Here is a 17,499-nt window from a genome sequence, read left to right as displayed (position 1 = left end):
CCGGCGGTGGGGGTGGGGGAGTCACGGTGAACGACGATGCACCCAGCGTGGATGCGGAATGCTTCCCCAAGACGAATCAACCTCGCGAACAACACATCGGTGGACTGCTTACCCGGTGTGGTCCCCCCAGAGCGACCATCGACCGTCGCCGACCGTACACCAATTCTCGGGTCTACCGTTATCTTGCCGTTATCAAATCTGAGATGTTCCTGAAGGTCTTCGAGGTGGCGCAGTTCAGTGGTCTACGACCGGGTGTGATGTGACGCCACGCACAGTCGGGGGGCGTCGATCGGTTCGATCAGTGAGGCCGCAGGACCGTGATCGAGGTGCCTTCATGAAGGACGATGTAGCCGTCGACCGCCTCGGTGGTGCCGATCACCGACCGCGTCCAGGCGATCTGTCCGGTCGTGGTGTCGACGGCCGTCACCTGATCGGGGTCGGCGAAGATCATGGTGGTGCCCGACGAGCCGACGCATGACAGGTGGTCGATGTTGCTTGCCGGTCTGTCGAACGCGGGAGGGTCCATCCGGCCGACCCGCTTGCCGTCCGCCAGGGTGTAGAAGAGCCGGGTCCGATCCTTGAGGGCGAGTGCCACCTCGGTGCCGCATGGCTTGGTGTTCGCCTTCGACAGTTCCGGGTCGGTGATCTGCCAGAGTGCATCCTCACGCGCCGGATCGCGGATCTCGTATCGGCCCTGGGTGGCCTGGACCTGGGCGTCGCCGGTGCCGGCCAGGACGGGCAGTGTCGACGGCCCGCCGACAACCCGGAGGCCGTCGGAGACGGCGACGGGGGGAGTCTGCACGTCACCGTCGGTGACCGCATAGGTCGCCACCCGCTCGTGGCCGAATTCGTTGTACTGCACGGTGATGCCGGTGTCGAACGAGGTGATGTCGCACTGGCTGCACGAGAGGCGATCGGCTCCCGTGGCGGGGTCGAGGACAAACCGTGTGCCGTCTGCGGTGCTGACGATCAGCACGCCGTCGGGCCGGGTCCTGGCCTGTGCCGAGGCGGCGAAGGTGCGCGACCAGATCTCGTGGCCCGCCGGGTCCCGCATGGTCGCGCGGTATCCGGCCTGATCGATGCGGAGATAGTCCGAGCCCACGCCGACGACGTGCTCGGTGTCGTCGAGGTCGGTACCCGAAGTGGGAGTGCCGGTGTCGTCGATCAGATAGAAGCCGTCCGGTACCCCGCCGAGCTTGATGGCGCAGCCGACCTGCCCCAGATCGTTGAGGCCGCAGCCGCCGAGTCCGGCGACCACGGGGTTCTTCCACAGTGGTGAGCCCGACCTCGCGGTCACCAGGACGAAGGCGCGACCGAGTCCGGACGGATAGGCGAGAAGCCATTCGTCGCGCCATGTGTCGACCACCTCGACGCCGGAGTCGGCCCGATAGCCGGGCAGCGTGTCGCTCGACTGGGTCCACGCGACGTCGGGCTCGCTGGAGTAGCCGCGCAGATGCCCGTCCCGGTAGTCGGTCGTATTGTCCGCCGGCGTACCGATGGCGAGGACCGCCGCGACCGACGCGACCATCGCGGCGACGAGAAGCATCGTCACCGTGCCGATGCCGAAGGGCATGCGCCGCACGAGACCGGCGAGTGACGAGCGGATGGACATGGCCATCAGTGAACCATGAGCCCCACGTGGGTCGCGTCGTCGCCGTCGGTGATCCGTGCACGGTGCGCGGCCGGGCTCACCCCACGCCGACGTTTGAAGGCGGCGCTGAAGGCGAACGGACTCCCGTAGCCGACCTGGCGGGCAATCGAACTCAGGGATCTGGTGCGGTCTGCCAGCAGATCGGCGGCCAGCGACAGCCGCCACTGCGTGAGGTAGGTCATCGGCGGCTCGCCCACCAGATCGGTGAACCGCCGGGCCAGCACCGCCCGCGACACCCCGGTTGCCGATGCCAGGGAGGCAACCGTCCACTGTTGACCGATGTTGTTGTGGAGCAGGCGAAGTGCATGACCTACCACCGGGTCGGTATGTGCGCGGTACCACTGTGCCGCCCGCACCCGCCCGGATTCCATCGCCTGCCGCAGGCCGGTGATCAGCACCAGATCGAGGAGCCGGTTCAACACGGCTTCCTGTGCGGGGGAATCGCGGACGATCTCGATCTCCATCAATGACACCAACGGGTGATCGTGCATGGGCACCACCGTGAACCTGTCGAGGGCGTCGAGCAGTCGCTGACTGACCTCCCCGCTCGCGTATGTGCCGATGAGCATGACGGCGTCGGCCGATGCGGCGTCGGCGCAGTTGCCCCATGACCGGACGCCGAAACACATGTCCTCGGCGACGCTGTGCGTGCCGGTGGGATCGAAACAGTCGCCGTTCGCGTCGATCCGAGCCACCCACTGGTGTGCCGGGTCGTCGGCGATCGTGTACGGGTGCGTGCCGCGGATCAGCGCGACGTCGCCGGCCGCGAGGAGGTGTTCGGTGCCGTCGTCATAGGAGAGCGTCGAGGTCCCGCGGGTGACCGCGACGACGGTCAGTGGGGCGGTGTCCTCGATGCGCACCGACCACGGCGCACTCATCGCCATCCGCAACAGCATCGGGCTCTGTGCGCGGGGGCCGTTGAGGAGACTGCCGAGTGCATCCATGGCATCGAGCCTACGACACGTCGAGACGATCTCGTATGTTTCAGAGCCAATTGACTATGGATCGTCTCGGTCGGACGCGGTGAACTGAATGCATGAACCAGAACACGAACCACCCGGAATCAGCACCCGTCCTCGTCATCGGGGCGACCGGCAAGACCGGCCGCCACGTCGCCGACCGACTCGAGAAGATGGGTCGGTCCGTGCGCAGGGCCGGCCGGTCCGGCGCGACGAGATTTGATTGGACCGAACGTTCGACGTGGGCACCGGCGCTCGCGGGAGCGGGGGCCGTCTACATCGCATATCAACCCGACCTCATCGTGCCCGGCGCCACCGACGACATCGCGGAGCTGGTCCGTCTCGCCGATGTGGCCGGGGTGAGGCGCCTGGTGCTGCTCGCCGGACGGGGCGAGCGGGAAGCGCAGGAGGCCGGACGTATCGTGCACGCCGCTCGCGCGGAGTCGACTGTTCTCTCGTGCGCCTGGTTCGATCAGAACTTCTCCGAGGGTGGCTTCGCGCCGGAGATCGCCGGGGGCTCACTGACTCTGCCGGTGGGTGAGGTGGGTGAACCGTTTGTGGACACCCGGGACATCGCGGAGGTGGCGGTGGCCGCCCTGCTCGACGAGACGGTGCAGGGTGGCAGTCCCCACGCCGGGCAGACCTACGAATTGACCGGACCGCGCCTGCTGACATTCGCCGAGGCGGCGGCCGAGATCGGTGCCGCGTATCGGCGGACGATCTCCTTCAATCGCGTCGGCGCCCAGGAGTATCGCGACCTGCTCTCCGGCTTCGGGGTCGTGGAGGCCGAGATCGACCTGTTGTCGTCGCTGTTCGGCACCTTGTTCGACGGTCGCAATGCACGGGTGTCCGGCGACGTCGCGCGTGTCCTCGGTCGCCCGCCGACAGATTTTGCCGACTACGTGGATTCCACTGTCGGTGAGTCGGTGTCGCGATGAGCCAGCTCCGCGATGGGATTCTCGTCCTGGCGATCACGACCGTGGGCCTGAGCGCGGGCCTGTTGTCGGCGTTCGCGTATGCGGTGATGCCCGGGCTCGATCGCGCCGACGCACAGGTCGCGGTGGTCGCGATGCAGCGCATCAACGTCGCGATCCTCAATCCGGTGTTCGCACTGATCTTCTTCGGTGGGCTGCTGTTCGGTGCGCTCGGTATCGCGTTGTGGTGGCAGGAGACGCTGCGGTGGTGGCTGATCGTCGCGGTCGTCCTCTACCTCGTGGCCCTCCTCATCACCATGGGCGTCAACGTTCCGCTCAACACCCGGCTGGACGGCACAGGCTCGGTGTCGGCGGCCGACGCACCCACGGTCTGGGAGGATTTCGTGCGACCGTGGGTGCAGTGGAACATCGTCCGGGCGCTCGCGGCGGTGGCCGCATTCGCGGTCATGCTCGTGGGTCTGGTGCAGACCCGTGGCTGATCGGTCCTCAGACGTGGCCGGCGAGCCCGGCCTTCAGGACGTCGGCGAGCGAGACCAACGGTCGTGCGAGCAGGTCGGCAAGGTCGGTGGAGTCCGAATCCAGTGCGCCGACGGCGATACCCGCATCGGAGTCGGCCAGGATGCCGGCGAACGGCGCCGGGATTCCGTTCCCCTCGAGAGCGGCGGCGTATGCCTGCTCGGGCAGGTTCTCGTAGCGGACCGGCGTGCCGGAGATCTCCGCGATCGTCGCAGCGATCTCGGTGTAGTCGAGTCGCTCGGAACCGGCGAGTTCATAGATCGGGCGCGGGTCGTCGCGCAGCAGCACGGCAGCGGCCGCCGCGGCGTAGTCGTCGCGGGCGGCTCCGGCCACCTTGCCGACGCCGGCCGCGCCGTAGAGGGTGCCGGATTCGATGGCAGCGCCGGCACCGGCCACGTAGTTGTCCCAGTACCAGTTGTTGCGCAGGAACGAGTACCGCAGCCCGCTGTCGGCGATCAGCTTCTCCGTCTCGACATGTTCGGCCGCCAGCGTCAACGGGTTGGTGTCCGCGTCGAGGATGCTGCTGTACGCGACGAGTCCGACCCCTGCGGTCCGCGCCGCGGCGACCACGTTGGTGTGCTGGGCAATTCGCTGTCCCACCTCGGAGCCGGAGACGAAGAACAGCCGATCGACGCCTGCCAAGGCGGCGGTCAGCGCGTCGACGTCGCCGTAATCGGCGACGCGGACGGTGACACCGGCATCGCGCAGCGCGTCGGCCTTCTCCGGGGAGCGCACGATCGCCACCACGTCACCCGGGGCTACACCCCGCTCGAGCAGGGAACGGACGGCGCTTCCGCCGAGTCCGCCGGTGGCGCCGGTTACCGCGTATGTGGTCATCGAGTGTCCTCCTGGTGATCGTGTTGGTTCCCCGACAGCATGCACTTACTTTTTGTATGGTGCAAGCGTGAGGAGAAGCACACGTCGCATGGTGGCCTAGACTGTCGTCATGGCTGCCTCCGAATCCGCGTCCTCGATCGACGAAGTCGCGAGCGACCCGACCCTCGAGGCGGACGTGTTCGCCCGCGACTGTCAGTCCCGCGATGTCCTGCAGAACGTGACGAGCCGATGGGGGCTCCTCGCGCTGGCCGCGCTCAACGAGGGCGACCTGCGTTTCAACGCGCTGCGACGTCGGGTCGACGGGGTCAGTGAACGGATGCTGTCGGTCACCCTCCAGACGCTGGAGCGGGACGGATTCGTGAACCGTGCTGTGCTACAGACCATCCCACCGAAGGTGGAGTACTCGCTCACCGACCTCGGGGCGGACGTCGCGGCCCGATTGATGGGGATCATCGAACTCGTCGAATCGCGTGTTCCCGACGTCGCGATCTCGCGGACCGCGTACGACTCCGCACGAGATCAGAACAGCTGACCCAGGTAGAACTCGGTGCCCTGATCATCGGCACACAGAGCCATCACGCCGTACGCCTGGCGGTCGGGCTCGGTGACGACCCGGCCACCGGCCGTGACGACCCGCTCGACCGCCGCATCCATGTCGGCGACGTTCCACATCGGTACGGCCACTGTCTTGTCCGAACCGCCGGCGATGCCGACCTGCGGGCGGACATCGTCGACCTCCCACCCGTCGTCGATGCGACCGCCGTGGAAGGTCCAGCCGAGAACGGCGCCATAGAACGCCCGGTAGCGCGAGCTGTCGGCGGTGTGCACGGTCAGATACGACATCTCTCCGACTCCGCGGGGATGCTGGTCTGGCCGCTGCTCGCCGGGGGCGGCGACGTGGACCGAGAAGGCGACTCCCGAATCGTCGGTGGCGTCGAGGACCTGCGTGCCGTCGCGCGAGACCTCGGACACCTCGGTGGCCTGCCCGCCTGCGGCAATGATGGCATCCCGCGCGGCATCGAAATCGTCCACCGCGTAGACGCAGTAGAGCGTGCCCGAGCCGTATCCGCCGGCGTCCGAGATGCCCAGACGGTGACCGAGGTTGGTGACCTGCCGAGTTTCCGGATCGTAGTTCCAGCCGAGTACGGCGCCGTAGAAGCGTGCTGCCCGTCCGGCGTCGGGGGTCTGCAGAGACATGTAGACGATGTCACCCGCGTGGATCCGGTTGTGGATCTGCTCTCCCGTCTTCGACGGACCGGTCAGCATCCACCGATGGCCGAACGGGTCGACGATCGTGCCGGTCCGGTTTCCGTAGCCCTCGTACGGCTCACGGGTCACCGCTGCGCCGCCTCGCTCGGCGGTTGCGACGGCGGCGTCGGTGTCGTCGACAGGCAACATCAGACTGACCGATACGTGTCCGGGCCTCGGCGCGCGCAGGCCCATGTCCTCGAACTCGGCGGCGAGATAGATGACACCACCGCCGATCTCGAGTTCGGCGTGACCGATCCGTCCGTCGTCCATGACGATCGGCTCGCCGCGCAGGCGTGCGCCGAGGTTGGCGACATACCAGTCGATGGCCGCGCGGCCGTCGGCCACGGTGAGATAAGGGAGTGCGCCAGGACGTTCGACGGCCGGTTCGGTGGTCGGTCGGGTGGTCGGTCGGGTGGTCTCGGTGTCGAGGGTGCTTGCGGTGCTCATGACAACTCCTTTGGGCAGGGTCGCGCCACGCTCGAGTCGGTCCCGCAGCGTGCGGGCGAACTCGGCGTCGGGTGCGACGGGTTCGGTCCAGCCGGGGGTATCGTCGGCCCGCAGGACGACGAGCGGATCGGACGGCGTTGCGCGGCCGCGATTCTCGGTGTTGTTGTACTCGCTCATGCGTGACCTCCTCCCTGGCTGTGGTGGGGCTGGCCGGGCCGGGGATCGGTGTCCGGATAGGCCGCGCGAAAGGCCCGCTTGGCCCGGGTGAGCAGCGCTTCGGTCGCACCGACGGTGCGGTCGAGGACGGCGGCGCAGTCGCCGACGGGCAGGTCGTCGACATACCGCAGGGTCAGCACTGCGCGGTGGGTCGGCGACAACCTGGCGAGCGTGTAGTGCGCCACCATCCGGTCGAGGTGGACTTCCCAGTCGTCGTCGATCGATTCCGGGAGTTGCTCGACGGGCTCGGGCGTCCGCTGCATCATCCGCCAGTGGTCCGCCAGTTTGTGCCGCGCGACCCCGATCAGCCACGGGGTGGTCGGTCGGGCGTCGTCGTCGCGGCGCACCGTGTCCATCGCGGCCAGGAAGGTCTCCGAGGTGAGATCCTCGGCGACCCGCCGATCCGAACATCGGCGCAGCAGATAGCCGTACACCGCGGGCAATGCATCGTCGTACACCGCCAGCAGTGCCGGTGCCCCGCCCTGGGGCGGGCCATCCTGTTCGCCGCTCACATCTACATCGTCGTGTGTCGGACCCGTTTTCCGACGCCTGATCCGGAAAGAATCTTCGCAGCTCGGCGCGTCAGATCTCGGCGCGTCAGATTCTCGCAGTTGTCGAAGTGATCGCGTCGGCGACCGCACTCGGCTGGTCGAGTGACACAAAGGTCCGCGCATTCGGGACATCGATGAAGCGCGCGTTCGGGAAGACCGCCGCGAAGCGCCGACCGTGCTCTGGCGTGAAGCACCGATCGTCGGCGCCCCACACCACGGTCACCGGGCGGTCGATGCGTGCGAGACGTGGTGTCACCGCCGCGAGTTCGGCCGGGTCGATCTTCTTCAGAAATGCGATGAGGTCGTCGCGGATGCGGGCGTCGGTGCGCAGTGGCTCGAACACCGAGAGCGTCAGATCGGGATCGGGATCGGCGAGCAGCAGGCCGACGCCAAGCGGCGAGTGTCGTAGCGCCGTGATGCGCATGCTCCCGACCAGAGGCCTGAGCAGTGCCCGCTGACGCATCAGGGCGAAGTAGAAGCGGAACGGTTGCGGCGGGAACAGGTCGAAGGCATCGCAATTGGTGAAGACCAGCGCACCGACGAAGTCCGGGTCGGCGTCGAGGGCGAACTGCGTCACCGCACCCCCCGTGTCGTTCGCGACCAACGTCGCGTCGGAGAGGCCGAGTTCGGCGACGAACTCGCGGACGAGTCGTGCTGCGCCCTGGGGGCTTCGGTCGGCGTCCGGGCCCCACGGAATGTGGTGGGAGCCGAGCGGGAGGGTCGGGGCATGGCACCGGTAACCGGCCTGCGCGAGGAGTTCGGCGACCGGACGCCACAGTCGATGGTCGACGACCGCGCCGTGCACGAAGACGATCGGCGGGTGTGGCGAATCATCGGGACCGTAGGTCGCATACTCGATGGTTCCGGAAGGCAATTCGATGGTGGTCGTCGTGCTCGTCATGAGCTCTCACCCTCTCGACTACGCTTGTCGTGAACTTACAAACATTCTGTATGAAAGTTACGTGCAACCTGTATGAAAGTCAATCGTCGAACCCAGGCCGAGCGCACCGCCGCCACTCGATCCGCGCTGATCGCGGCCGGCCGCGCATTGTTCGGTGAGCTCGGTTATGCCGACGTCGGCACTCAGGCGATCGTCGACAAGGCCGGTGTCACCCGTGGTGCCCTCTACCACCAGTTCAAGGACAAGCAGGGGTTGTTCGCGGCGGTGTACGACGACGTCGAGCAGGACATCACCGCCGAGGTCGCCGATCGTGTTGGCGAACTCGCGATCAGTGATCCGCTGTCTGCGCTGAAGGCCGGTGTGCGGGTGTTCCTCGAGCGCGTGACGGACCCCGCGGTCCACATGATCTCGTTGGTTGATGCCCCGTCGGTGCTCGGCTGGAGCGAGTGGCGTGCGCGTGGCGAGGAGTTCGGTTTCGCGTTGATCGAGGGCATCCTGCAGGCGGCGATAGCTGCGGGGCAGATCGACGAGCAACCCACGAGACCCCTCGCCCATGTCGCCATCGGGGCCCTCGACGAGTCGGCGCTGTATGTCGCGAGCGCAGCGGACCGGGACGCCGCCACCGGAGAGGTGCTCGTCGTCCTCGACCGAATCGTCGATTCGTTCGGGGGACGGTCAGAGCGGTGAATCCGAGACGGGGTGGCCTGCGATCTCGGCCGCACCGATGAATTCCGCGTCGACCCGTCGTCGGTACCTCTGGATCGACCTACTGACAGGAGTCCAGACATGACCAAGCCGTTTCGATTCGGGGTTGTTGCCCCGCTCAGGACCGACCCGCCGACGTGGCGTGATCGCGTGCACCGCATCGCCGACAGCGGCTATTCGACGCTGCTGGTACCGGACTTCCCGCAGATGCAACCGGCTCCCGGTCCGATGCTCGCCACGGTGGCGGCCGTGACCGACCTGCGCGTGGGGACGTGGGTCTACGCCTCGCCGCTACGCCCGGCCTGGCTGACGGCATGGGAGGCGCATTCGTTGTCCCTGGTGACGGAGGGTCGTTTCGAGATGGGTATCGGCACCGGCCGACCGGGAATCGAGGACGAGCTCCGGGACAAGGGAATGCCTGCGGTACCGCCGCCGCACGAGCGGCTGGCTCAGATGCGTGAGGCGGTCAGGGCACTGCGGGAACTCGACGGCCCCGACCGCCACACGCCCGTGGCGATGGCCGTATACGGACCCAAGGCGCGAGAACTGGCGGCCGAGCTCGCCGACACGGTCACGTTCGCGTTGGGGGATCAGCCCCGCGGCGAGGTAGAGCGGTTGGCACGTGACTTCCGCACCGTCGGGGAGGTCGAGCTCGCGCTCGCCGTGCCGGTTGTCGGTGACAACGTCGCCCCGCACATGGCGCCGCCCGACACCGACCCGGCCGCACTTCGTGCAGCGGACGCGATGACCGTGCTCCCGGACGATCCGGCGGCAGCCATCGAGGAGATCCAGCGGCGGCGAGAAGAGATCGGCTTCTCCTACTTCGTCTTCGGCGCCGACGTGGCCGACAGGTTTGCGCCGGTCGTCGCCGAACTCGCCGGACATTAGCCGGGCATCGGCGACGATGCGAGTCGGCCGCCCGGGACGCAGGAATTGTCCGTTGTCTGTCGTCAGCGCTCCAGCGCCTGCCGATCCCAACCCGCCCGGTCGGCGGCGACCTCGTAGGTGCTCTGCAGGAACTCGAGGAGTGTCGCGTCGGGATCGGCCGCCTCTCGAACGGCGGTGTAGGGCAGTACGAATTCACCGAGGTTCTCGTCGAACCTGGCACCTGACGGCGATACGGTGGCGGTGCGGTAACCCGCGGGCTCGGGATAGGCGTACGAGTAGAAGTTGCCCTCGCCGTCCGGTCCGGGCCAGTACCCGGCGCTGCTCACCTCGTGCGAGTACGCCTCCCACATGACGTGCGGGCCGCAATTGGGTGCTCCACCAGGGTGTTTGGGTGCCGGTCGCCCTGAGAACCGTGTGACGGCGAGGTCGCATGCTCCCCAGAAGAAGTGCGTCGGGCTGACCTTGCCGGTGTACCGCGACCGGAAGACGTCGAACACACGGTTCATCTGCACCAATGCCTGCCAGAAGCGATGCGCCGCATCGGCGTCGTACGCGACATGCTCGCGATCGATGTCGAACGGCACCGCGTCCGGGATCTCGACCGGCATCGACCAGATGTCGGTCGAGAGCCCGAGTTCGTCGAGCACGGACATCACGTCTGCGTAGAAGTCGGCGATCGGCCGCGCTGTCAGGGGAGCGGAGCGGCTGTCTCCCGACGTGGTGGTGACGACGAGTCGGTGATCGATGAAGTCGAACTCCATCTGGAAACCGCGGTGGCCGTGAGGGATGACACCCGTGGTGAGGCCCCGCGCCGAGACGTAGAGCACGACATTCCACCAGTGACTCATCAACGGCGTGTTCGCCATCCGGACCTTGCCGACGATCTGCGTCATCAGCTGCACCGTGTCCCGGGTGTCGGCCCAGTCAGCCACCGGAATCGACGGCCACGCGGCATCGGTCATCGTTGTCCTCCTCGATCGGCGAACCAGCCGGTCACGCCCGGCCGGAGGTTCTCGTAGACGTGCTTGGCCTCGCGGTACTCGGCGAGCCCCGATGGTCCGAGCTCGCGGCCCACGCCGGAGTGTCCGAAGCCGCCCCATTCTGCCTGCGGCAGATACGGTCCGAAGTCGTTGACCCAGACGGTGCCGTGCCGCAGTCGGGCCGCGGTGCGACGGGCTCGTGCGGAGTCGGCGGACCAGACCGCACCGGCCAGTCCGTACTCGGTGTCGTTGGCGATGGTGACGGCTTCGTCCTCGCCGGTGAAGGTCTCGACGGTCACGGTGGGTCCGAAGGCCTCATCATGAACGCAGGCCATCTCCCGGGTGGCCCCGTCGATGATCGTCGGCAGGTAGAACCAGCCGTCGTCGAGGCTTCCGGAGCCGTGGTCGCCGGTGCCGAAGGCCCCGCCGGTTCGGATCCGCGCACCGTCGGCGCGGGCCTGCTCGACATACGCGTGCACCTTGTCGCGGTGCGCCGACGAGATCAGCGGCCCGGTCTCGGTGCCGTCGGCGAACGGCAGGCCGAGCCGGATCTGCTCGGCCCGACGGACCAGTTCGTCGACGAATCGGTCGTGTGCGGATTCTTCGATGATGAGACGTGCTCCCGCCGAACACACTTGACCCGAGTGCAGGAATGCGGCGTTGAGGGCGTTGTCGACCGCGGCGGCAAGCAGGTCGTCGGTGTCGCAGGCGTCGGCGAACACGACGTTCGGGTTCTTGCCGCCGAGTTCGAGCGCCACCTTCTTCACCGTCGCGGCCGCTTGCCGTGCGATCACTTTGCCGGTGGCGAGGCCGCCGGTGAAGGAGACGAGATCGACATCGGGATGCGCCGACAGCGGCGCCCCCGCATCGGCTCCGGCGCCGAGGACGAGGTTCGCCACGCCGGGAGGCAGCCCCAGATCGTCGAGGACCCTGATGATGAGGATCGACGTGTGCGGGGTGAGCTCGGCGGGCTTCAGCACGAACGTGTTGCCCGCGGCGAGGGCAGGCGCGATCTTCCACGCCGCCTGCAGGAGCGGATAGTTCCACGGTGTGATCAGGCCGCACACGCCAACCGGCTCGTAGACGATCCGGGAGTCGACGTCGGGGGACCCGGCATCGACGACCCGGCCGGCATCCTGGGCGGCCAGTTTGCCGAAATAGCGGAAGCAATTCGCGATGTCGGTCATGTCGAGATCCGACTCGTACGGCCGCTTGCCGGTGTCGAGGGTCTCGGCGCGGACGAACTCGTCTCGGCGCGTGTCGATCTCGGCCGCGACGTGCACCAAGAGGTCACCTCGCTCGGCAGCATCGGTCTGTCGCCAGGGACCGCCGTCGAAGGCGCGGCGTGCCGCGGCGATGGCGGCCTCGGTGTCCGCGACGCCCGCCTCCGCGACGACGCCGACGAGGGAACCGTCTGCAGGGCAGCGGATCTCACGGGTGTCGCCGGAGGTCGCAGAACGCCACCGGCCGTCGATGAAAAGCGTGTCGCTCATGGTGCCGGGGTCGTGTCGGGGCCGGCCTCGCGCGTCGTCGACGGCCCCGGATAGCTCAGCGTGCCAACGAGGCGTTGGTGCCAACTCCCGTCGTCCGGCCCAGATCGGTGTGATCGTGCTGTCGCTGGTCTGGCCGCGAAGAGCATGGCGGTCCGGGTGAACACGCTGTACCCGGGTCGGGATTCTCCGGGGCCGAGGTACCGGTCGTACTTGCCTGCGCCCAGGAAGACGACCCCGAGATCTACCGAGCTGCGACCGGCCTCGGGATGTGGCTGATCCCTCGGTGAGGAATCGATGACGTCGCCGGTGCTGTGGTGAGGCCGAGCGTCATCACTCATGTGACGGAGGTTACCCGGCGATGTCCGAATTCTCGCCGGATGCTGTGGTCGCCGATCTGGATCGATCTGATCGGCCGGGGTGGATACCTGCACCACGACCACCTGCACCACGACCACCTGCGCCACGACCACCTGCGCCCACGACCACCGGCACCACGACGGCTGCGGGCAGGCCGCCCGCGGCATCGCGCGAGGTGATCGCCACGGCCCGGATGTCGCAGGTTGCGCCGATACGTGCGGAAACGTCGCCGCGGTACAGCGGAAACGAGGCGTTCGCTCTCGGCGTAGCGTCGATGGAACAGAGCGCCTACGTGCACGGTTGTAGTGCGCAGACCCCCGGCGTGACCATGACGGATATCGTTTCCGACCGACGTTAACGGTAGCTGCACTCCAAGCGACCACTAGAGTGGAGGCAGGCTGGTCGTCATGTATACGGACACCGCTGCAGTTGTCGACGCTGTGGTTGTCACCGACGGCCGGGGCGCTAGCTAACGAGGGAGAACAATGTTCGAACGGTTCACCGACCGCGCACGTCGTGTCGTCGTCCTGGCGCAAGAAGAAGCGCGGATGCTCAACCACAACTACATCGGCACCGAGCACATCCTCCTGGGCCTCATCCACGAGGGTGAAGGTGTCGCCGCCAAGGCACTCGAATCACTCGGGATCTCTCTCGAAGGTGTTCGCTCCCAGGTCGAGGAGATCATCGGCCAGGGGCAGCAGGCACCCTCGGGGCACATCCCGTTCACGCCGCGTGCCAAGAAGGTCCTGGAGCTCTCGCTGCGCGAGGCGCTGCAGCTCGGCCACAACTACATCGGCACCGAGCACATCCTCCTCGGCCTCATCCGCGAGGGCGAGGGCGTGGCAGCCCAGGTGCTGGTCAAGCTGGGTGCAGACCTCAACCGGGTCCGCCAGCAGGTCATCCAGCTGCTCTCGGGCTACCAGGGCAAGGAGCCGCAGGAGGCCGGGACCGGCGGACGCAGCAGCGAGGCGGGTACACCGTCGACGTCGCTGGTCCTCGACCAGTTCGGCAGAAACCTGACCGCCGCGGCCGCCGAGGCGAAACTCGACCCGGTCATCGGGCGTGAGAAAGAGATCGAGCGGGTCATGCAGGTGCTGTCCCGCCGCACCAAGAACAACCCGGTGCTCATCGGTGAGCCCGGCGTCGGCAAGACCGCTGTCGTCGAGGGTCTTGCCCAGGCCATCGTCAACGGTCAGGTGCCGGAGACCCTCAAGGACAAGCAGCTCTACACCCTCGACCTCGGGTCGTTGGTTGCCGGCAGCCGCTACCGCGGTGACTTCGAGGAACGCCTGAAGAAGGTGCTCAAGGAGATCAACACCCGCGGTGACATCATCCTGTTCATCGACGAGCTGCACACGCTGGTCGGTGCGGGCGCGGCCGAGGGTGCGATCGACGCCGCGTCGATCCTGAAGCCGAAGCTTGCCCGCGGTGAGCTCCAGACCATCGGCGCCACCACCCTCGACGAGTACCGCAAGTACATCGAGAAGGACGCCGCCCTCGAGCGCCGGTTCCAGCCGGTGCAGGTCGGCGAACCGTCGGTCGAGCACACGATCGAGATCCTGAAGGGTCTGCGTGATCGCTACGAGAGCCACCACCGGGTGTCCATCACCGATGGCGCACTCGTCGCGGCGGCGACGCTGGCGGACCGCTACATCAACGACCGGTTCCTGCCGGACAAGGCGATCGACCTCATCGACGAGGCGGGCGCGCGCATGCGCATCCGCCGGATGACCGCGCCGCCAGATCTCCGCGAGTTCGACGAGCGCATCGCCGACGCCCGCAAGGAGAAGGAATCCGCGATCGACGCGCAGGACTTCGAGAAGGCCGCCAATCTCCGTGACAAGGAGAAGCAGCTGGTCGCCGAGCGAGCCGAGCGTGAAAAGCAATGGCGCAGTGGCGACATGGACGTCGTGGCCGAGGTCGACGACGAGCAGATCGCCGAGGTGCTCGGTAACTGGACCGGTATCCCCGTGTTCAAGCTCACCGAGGAGGAGACCACCCGTCTGCTCCGTATGGAGGACGAGCTGCACAAGCGGATCATCGGCCAGGAGGATGCCGTCAAGGCCGTCTCCAAGGCGATCCGTCGCACGCGTGCCGGTCTGAAGGACCCGAAGCGTCCGTCGGGCTCGTTCATCTTCGCCGGCCCGTCCGGTGTGGGGAAGACCGAGCTGTCGAAGGCCCTGGCGAACTTCCTGTTCGGCGAGGACGATGCGCTCATCCAGATCGACATGGGTGAGTTCCACGATCGCTTCACCGCATCGCGCCTGTTCGGTGCCCCTCCCGGCTACGTCGGGTACGAAGAGGGTGGTCAGCTCACCGAGAAGGTGCGCCGCAAGCCGTTCTCGGTGGTGCTGTTCGACGAGATCGAGAAAGCGCACTCGGAGATCTACAACACGCTGCTGCAGGTGTTGGAGGACGGGCGTCTGACCGACGGTCAGGGGCGCACGGTCGACTTCAAGAACACCGTGCTGATCTTCACCTCGAACCTCGGTACCAGCGATATCTCCAAGGCGGTCGGCCTCGGCTTCACGCAGGGCAACACCGACGGCTCGCAGTACGAGCGGATGAAGCAGAAGGTCAACGACGAGCTGAAGAAGCACTTCCGCCCCGAGTTCCTCAACCGTATCGATGACGTCATCGTCTTCCACCAGTTGACGCGCGACGAGATCATCCAGATGGTCGACCTGATGATCAACCGTGTGGAGACACAGTTGAAGAACAAGGACATGGCGATCGAGCTGACCGACCAGGCCAAGGCCCTGTTGGCCAAGCGTGGCTTCGATCCGGTCCTCGGTGCGCGGCCGCTGCGTCGGACCATCCAGCGTGAGATCGAGGACCAGCTCTCGGAGAAGATCCTGTTCAACGAGATCGGCGCAGGCCAGATCATCCTGGTCGACGTCGAGGGCTGGGATGGCGAAGACGACGGCGAGGACGCCAAGTTCGTGTTCTCCGGTTCCGAGAAGCCGCGCGAGGTGCCCGACGCACCTGCCGAGCTGACCAAGGCCGGCGACAGCAAGGGCGAGTCGAACTAGTCACTCTCACAACCGAACACAGACGGGCCGCCGCGACAGCGATTGTCGCGGCGGCCCGTTCGTCGTGCCCTTCGAGGCGTTCGCGAGCGCGCTCCTCTGGGGCCGGGCGACGCTCACAACGCCGCGATCTTCTCCTCGAGGACGCGACGTTGAGCACCGTTGGCGGTGAGCTCGCGGGCGCGTTCGAGTTCGATCCGCGCATCGACGGTCCGGCCGAGCCGCGTGAGCAACTCTCCGCGGACGCTCGGCAGCAGGTGCGACCCGGCGAGGGCCCTGTCGTCGACTTCTGCGTCGAGGATCTCCAACGCTGCGCCGGCCCCCGACACCATGGAGATCGCGACGATCTTGTTCAGGGTCACCACGGGGTTGCGGGTCAGTTGCTCCAGCGCCTCGTAGAGAAGGACGATCTGGGGCCAATCGGTTGCGTCGACGGCCGGCGCACCTGCGTGGCAGGCGGCGATGGCCGCCTGCAGGGCATATGGACCGCGACCGCGGCCGAGCGCGTCGGACCGCTCGAGTGCAGTCAGTCCGCGGGCGATCTGCCCGCGGTCCCACCGACGACGGTCCTGTGCGGCCAGTAGCACCGGTCGCCCGTCGGCGCCGACGCGTGCTGCGAAACGGGAGGCCTGCAGTTCCATCAACGCGAGCAGTCCGTGGACTTCGGGCTCGCGGGGCACCAGGGTGGCGAGAACACGCCCGAGGCGAACCGCCTCCTGCGCGAGATCGCGACGCATCCAGGTCTCGCCGGCGGTCGCGGCATACCCTTCGGTGAAGATCAGGTAGATGACGCCGAGCACGCCGGAGAGGCGTTCTCGCCACTCGGGCGGTTCGGGGACCTCGTAGGGTACGCGGGCCGCCGAGAGCGTCTTCTTGGCGCGCACGATCCGCTGCTGCATCGTCGGCACCGACGTCAGGAACAACCGGGCCAGCTCCTCGGTGCTGAGCCCACCGACGACCCGTAGCGTCAAGGCGACCTGCGCTTCTCGTTTCAGAACGGGGTGGCACGCGGTGAACACCAATTTCAGCACGTCGTCGCGGACCGGTTCCCACTCCTCGTCGGTGACCGTGCCGAGATCGCGCGCAATGACCTCATATCGCTGATCGAGGCGTTCTTGTCGGCGCCACCCGTCGATCGCGCGTCGCTTCGCGACGGCCGTCAGCCAGGCGCCCGCGTTTCGCGGGACACCCGACCGCGGCCACTGTTCGAGCGCCTCGGCGACGGCTTCGTGCGCAAGGTCCTCGGCAAGTCCGACGTCACCGACGACGCGGGAGAGAGTGGCGACGATCCGGGTGCCCTCGATGCGCCAGACCGCGTCGACCCTGCGCCGTATCTCGACGTCGTTCATTCCGAGGCGAGCTGTTCCCGCCAGCCCTTCTCTTTCTGGATGTACTCGTTGTCGGCGAACTCAGCGAAGTCGGTCTCGTCGTTGATCCGCCGGACCTCCAGTTTGGAACCGGTCCCGAGCGGGGCCTTCTTCGCCCACTCGAGCGCCTCTTCCCGGCTGGAGACCTGCAGAATCCAGAATCCGTTGAACAGTTCGTGGACCTCGCCGTACGGACCGTCGGTGACCAGGGGTTCGTCGTCGTCGGAGAAGGCCACCACGACGCCTTCGGATGGGTCGCTGAGGCCCTCGCCGGCAGCCAGGACTCCGGCGTTGATCATCTCCTCGTTGTACCGGCCCATCGCATTGATGATCTCGGTGAAATCGACCTCGGCAGAGGCGGCGATGGCTTCTTCGGTTGCTCGCATGATGAGCATGTACTTCATGGTCGTGCCTTT

The 17,499-nt window shown here is 67.1% G+C and carries 17 protein-coding genes; 6 read left to right on the top strand and 11 right to left on the bottom strand.

The window, feature by feature from the left end; genetic code table 11:
- Nucleotides 1-298: 298 nt before the first annotated feature.
- Together IDF66_RS08850 and IDF66_RS08845 are read right to left on the bottom strand one after the other, a co-directional pair.
- Nucleotides 299-1,618, bottom strand: a complete 1,320-nt coding sequence (locus IDF66_RS08850) for a hypothetical protein (RefSeq protein WP_317628641.1) — start codon at nt 1,616-1,618, stop codon at nt 299-301.
- Entirely contained in the window at nt 1,618-2,595 is a 978-nt protein-coding gene (locus IDF66_RS08845; protein WP_190266571.1) for an AraC family transcriptional regulator, read from the bottom strand. Before IDF66_RS08845 ends, IDF66_RS08850 begins: the two co-directional genes overlap by 1 nt.
- Nucleotides 2,596-2,687: 92 nt before the next feature.
- Here IDF66_RS08845 and IDF66_RS08840 point away from each other — a divergent pair, with 92 nt between their 5' ends.
- Complete coding sequence (locus IDF66_RS08840; RefSeq protein ID WP_190266570.1) at nt 2,688-3,548, top strand: Rossmann-fold NAD(P)-binding domain-containing protein; 861 nt, start codon at nt 2,688-2,690, stop codon at nt 3,546-3,548.
- On the top strand, nt 3,545-4,024 hold the full coding sequence (locus IDF66_RS08835; RefSeq protein WP_190266569.1) for an anthrone oxygenase family protein: 480 nt from the start codon (nt 3,545-3,547) through the stop codon (nt 4,022-4,024). Before IDF66_RS08840 ends, IDF66_RS08835 begins: the two co-directional genes overlap by 4 nt.
- A 7-nt stretch (nt 4,025-4,031) precedes the next feature.
- Here IDF66_RS08835 and IDF66_RS08830 read toward each other — a convergent pair whose 3' ends face one another.
- Complete coding sequence (locus IDF66_RS08830; protein ID WP_190266568.1) at nt 4,032-4,898, bottom strand: SDR family oxidoreductase; 867 nt, start codon at nt 4,896-4,898, stop codon at nt 4,032-4,034.
- Nucleotides 4,899-5,007: 109 nt separating this feature from the next.
- On the opposite strand from IDF66_RS08830, the gene IDF66_RS08825 reads away from it, so the two are divergent.
- Nucleotides 5,008-5,430: a winged helix-turn-helix transcriptional regulator gene (locus tag IDF66_RS08825; protein WP_190266567.1), complete on the top strand. Its 423-nt coding sequence runs from the start codon at nt 5,008-5,010 to the stop codon at nt 5,428-5,430.
- On the opposite strand, the gene IDF66_RS08820 is transcribed toward IDF66_RS08825, so the two are convergent.
- From IDF66_RS08820 to IDF66_RS08810, 3 genes are all read right to left on the bottom strand, one after another.
- Nucleotides 5,418-6,773, bottom strand: coding sequence for a VOC family protein (locus tag IDF66_RS08820; protein WP_190266566.1), 1,356 nt, complete (start codon nt 6,771-6,773; stop codon nt 5,418-5,420). The two genes, IDF66_RS08825 and IDF66_RS08820, sit on opposite strands and share 13 nt — an antisense overlap.
- Nucleotides 6,770-7,324 carry an RNA polymerase sigma factor gene (locus IDF66_RS08815; protein WP_387999005.1) on the bottom strand — a complete coding sequence of 185 codons (555 nt, stop codon included), beginning with the start codon at nt 7,322-7,324 and terminating at the stop codon, nt 6,770-6,772. Before IDF66_RS08815 ends, IDF66_RS08820 begins: the two co-directional genes overlap by 4 nt.
- Nucleotides 7,325-7,409: 85 nt before the next feature.
- Entirely contained in the window at nt 7,410-8,264 is an 855-nt protein-coding gene (locus tag IDF66_RS08810) for an alpha/beta fold hydrolase (protein WP_190266565.1), read from the bottom strand.
- Nucleotides 8,265-8,336: 72 nt separating this feature from the next.
- On the opposite strand from IDF66_RS08810, the gene IDF66_RS08805 reads away from it, so the two are divergent.
- A complete protein-coding gene (locus IDF66_RS08805) occupies nt 8,337-8,951 on the top strand; it encodes a TetR/AcrR family transcriptional regulator (protein ID WP_190266564.1) in 615 nt (204 codons plus the stop codon).
- Between the two features lie 99 nt (nt 8,952-9,050).
- Complete coding sequence (locus IDF66_RS08800) at nt 9,051-9,857, top strand: LLM class flavin-dependent oxidoreductase (protein ID WP_190266563.1); 807 nt, start codon at nt 9,051-9,053, stop codon at nt 9,855-9,857.
- 62 nt (nt 9,858-9,919) lie between these two features.
- Here IDF66_RS08800 and IDF66_RS08795 read toward each other — a convergent pair whose 3' ends face one another.
- Genes IDF66_RS08795 through IDF66_RS08785 form a run of 3 tightly spaced genes read right to left on the bottom strand, consistent with a single transcriptional unit; the run spans nt 9,920 to nt 12,668 of the window.
- On the bottom strand, nt 9,920-10,819 hold the full coding sequence (locus IDF66_RS08795) for a DUF5996 family protein (protein ID WP_190266562.1): 900 nt from the start codon (nt 10,817-10,819) through the stop codon (nt 9,920-9,922).
- Nucleotides 10,816-12,330, bottom strand: a complete 1,515-nt coding sequence (locus IDF66_RS08790; protein WP_190266561.1) for an aldehyde dehydrogenase family protein — start codon at nt 12,328-12,330, stop codon at nt 10,816-10,818. Before IDF66_RS08790 ends, IDF66_RS08795 begins: the two co-directional genes overlap by 4 nt.
- On the bottom strand, nt 12,327-12,668 hold the full coding sequence (locus IDF66_RS08785; RefSeq protein ID WP_190266560.1) for a hypothetical protein: 342 nt from the start codon (nt 12,666-12,668) through the stop codon (nt 12,327-12,329). Before IDF66_RS08785 ends, IDF66_RS08790 begins: the two co-directional genes overlap by 4 nt.
- 504 nt (nt 12,669-13,172) lie before the next feature.
- Here IDF66_RS08785 and IDF66_RS08780 point away from each other — a divergent pair.
- Nucleotides 13,173-15,719, top strand: a complete 2,547-nt coding sequence (locus IDF66_RS08780) for an ATP-dependent Clp protease ATP-binding subunit (protein ID WP_164307574.1) — start codon at nt 13,173-13,175, stop codon at nt 15,717-15,719.
- 113 nt (nt 15,720-15,832) lie between these two features.
- Here IDF66_RS08780 and IDF66_RS08775 read toward each other — a convergent pair whose 3' ends face one another.
- The gene (locus tag IDF66_RS08775; protein WP_190266559.1) at nt 15,833-17,065 is read right to left on the bottom strand and encodes an RNA polymerase sigma factor; all 1,233 of its coding nucleotides are present in this window, start codon (nt 17,063-17,065) and stop codon (nt 15,833-15,835) included.
- A complete protein-coding gene (locus IDF66_RS08770; RefSeq protein WP_190266558.1) occupies nt 17,062-17,487 on the bottom strand; it encodes a YciI family protein in 426 nt (141 codons plus the stop codon). The genes IDF66_RS08775 and IDF66_RS08770 overlap by 4 nt, the downstream gene beginning before the upstream one ends.
- Between the last annotated feature and the right edge of the window lie 12 nt (nt 17,488-17,499).

The organism is Gordonia hankookensis (genome assembly GCF_014673215.1).
GTDB lineage: Bacteria > Actinomycetota > Actinomycetes > Mycobacteriales > Mycobacteriaceae > Gordonia > Gordonia hankookensis.
The sequence above is the reverse complement of the archived record's forward strand: the minus strand, read 5'-3'. Positions and strand labels throughout refer to the sequence as shown.

Excerpts from the sequence above, each read along its gene's own strand:
- IDF66_RS08850 (WP_317628641.1), bottom strand. The coding sequence starts at position 1,618 with ATGGCCATGTCCATCCGCTCGTCACTCGCCGGTCTCGTGCGGCGCATG.
- IDF66_RS08845 (WP_190266571.1), bottom strand. The coding sequence starts at position 2,595 with ATGGATGCACTCGGCAGTCTCCTCAACGGCCCCCGCGCACAGAGCCCG.
- IDF66_RS08840 (WP_190266570.1), top strand. The coding sequence starts at position 2,688 with ATGAACCAGAACACGAACCACCCGGAATCAGCACCCGTCCTCGTCATC.
- IDF66_RS08835 (WP_190266569.1), top strand. The coding sequence starts at position 3,545 with ATGAGCCAGCTCCGCGATGGGATTCTCGTCCTGGCGATCACGACCGTG.
- IDF66_RS08830 (WP_190266568.1), bottom strand. The coding sequence starts at position 4,898 with ATGACCACATACGCGGTAACCGGCGCCACCGGCGGACTCGGCGGAAGC.
- IDF66_RS08825 (WP_190266567.1), top strand. The coding sequence starts at position 5,008 with ATGGCTGCCTCCGAATCCGCGTCCTCGATCGACGAAGTCGCGAGCGAC.
- IDF66_RS08820 (WP_190266566.1), bottom strand. The coding sequence starts at position 6,773 with ATGAGCGAGTACAACAACACCGAGAATCGCGGCCGCGCAACGCCGTCC.
- IDF66_RS08810 (WP_190266565.1), bottom strand. The coding sequence starts at position 8,264 with ATGACGAGCACGACGACCACCATCGAATTGCCTTCCGGAACCATCGAG.
- IDF66_RS08805 (WP_190266564.1), top strand. The coding sequence starts at position 8,337 with ATGAAAGTCAATCGTCGAACCCAGGCCGAGCGCACCGCCGCCACTCGA.
- IDF66_RS08800 (WP_190266563.1), top strand. The coding sequence starts at position 9,051 with ATGACCAAGCCGTTTCGATTCGGGGTTGTTGCCCCGCTCAGGACCGAC.
- IDF66_RS08795 (WP_190266562.1), bottom strand. The coding sequence starts at position 10,819 with ATGACCGATGCCGCGTGGCCGTCGATTCCGGTGGCTGACTGGGCCGAC.
- IDF66_RS08790 (WP_190266561.1), bottom strand. The coding sequence starts at position 12,330 with ATGAGCGACACGCTTTTCATCGACGGCCGGTGGCGTTCTGCGACCTCC.
- IDF66_RS08785 (WP_190266560.1), bottom strand. The coding sequence starts at position 12,668 with ATGAGTGATGACGCTCGGCCTCACCACAGCACCGGCGACGTCATCGAT.
- IDF66_RS08780 (WP_164307574.1), top strand. The coding sequence starts at position 13,173 with ATGTTCGAACGGTTCACCGACCGCGCACGTCGTGTCGTCGTCCTGGCG.
- IDF66_RS08775 (WP_190266559.1), bottom strand. The coding sequence starts at position 17,065 with ATGAACGACGTCGAGATACGGCGCAGGGTCGACGCGGTCTGGCGCATC.
- IDF66_RS08770 (WP_190266558.1), bottom strand. The coding sequence starts at position 17,487 with ATGAAGTACATGCTCATCATGCGAGCAACCGAAGAAGCCATCGCCGCC.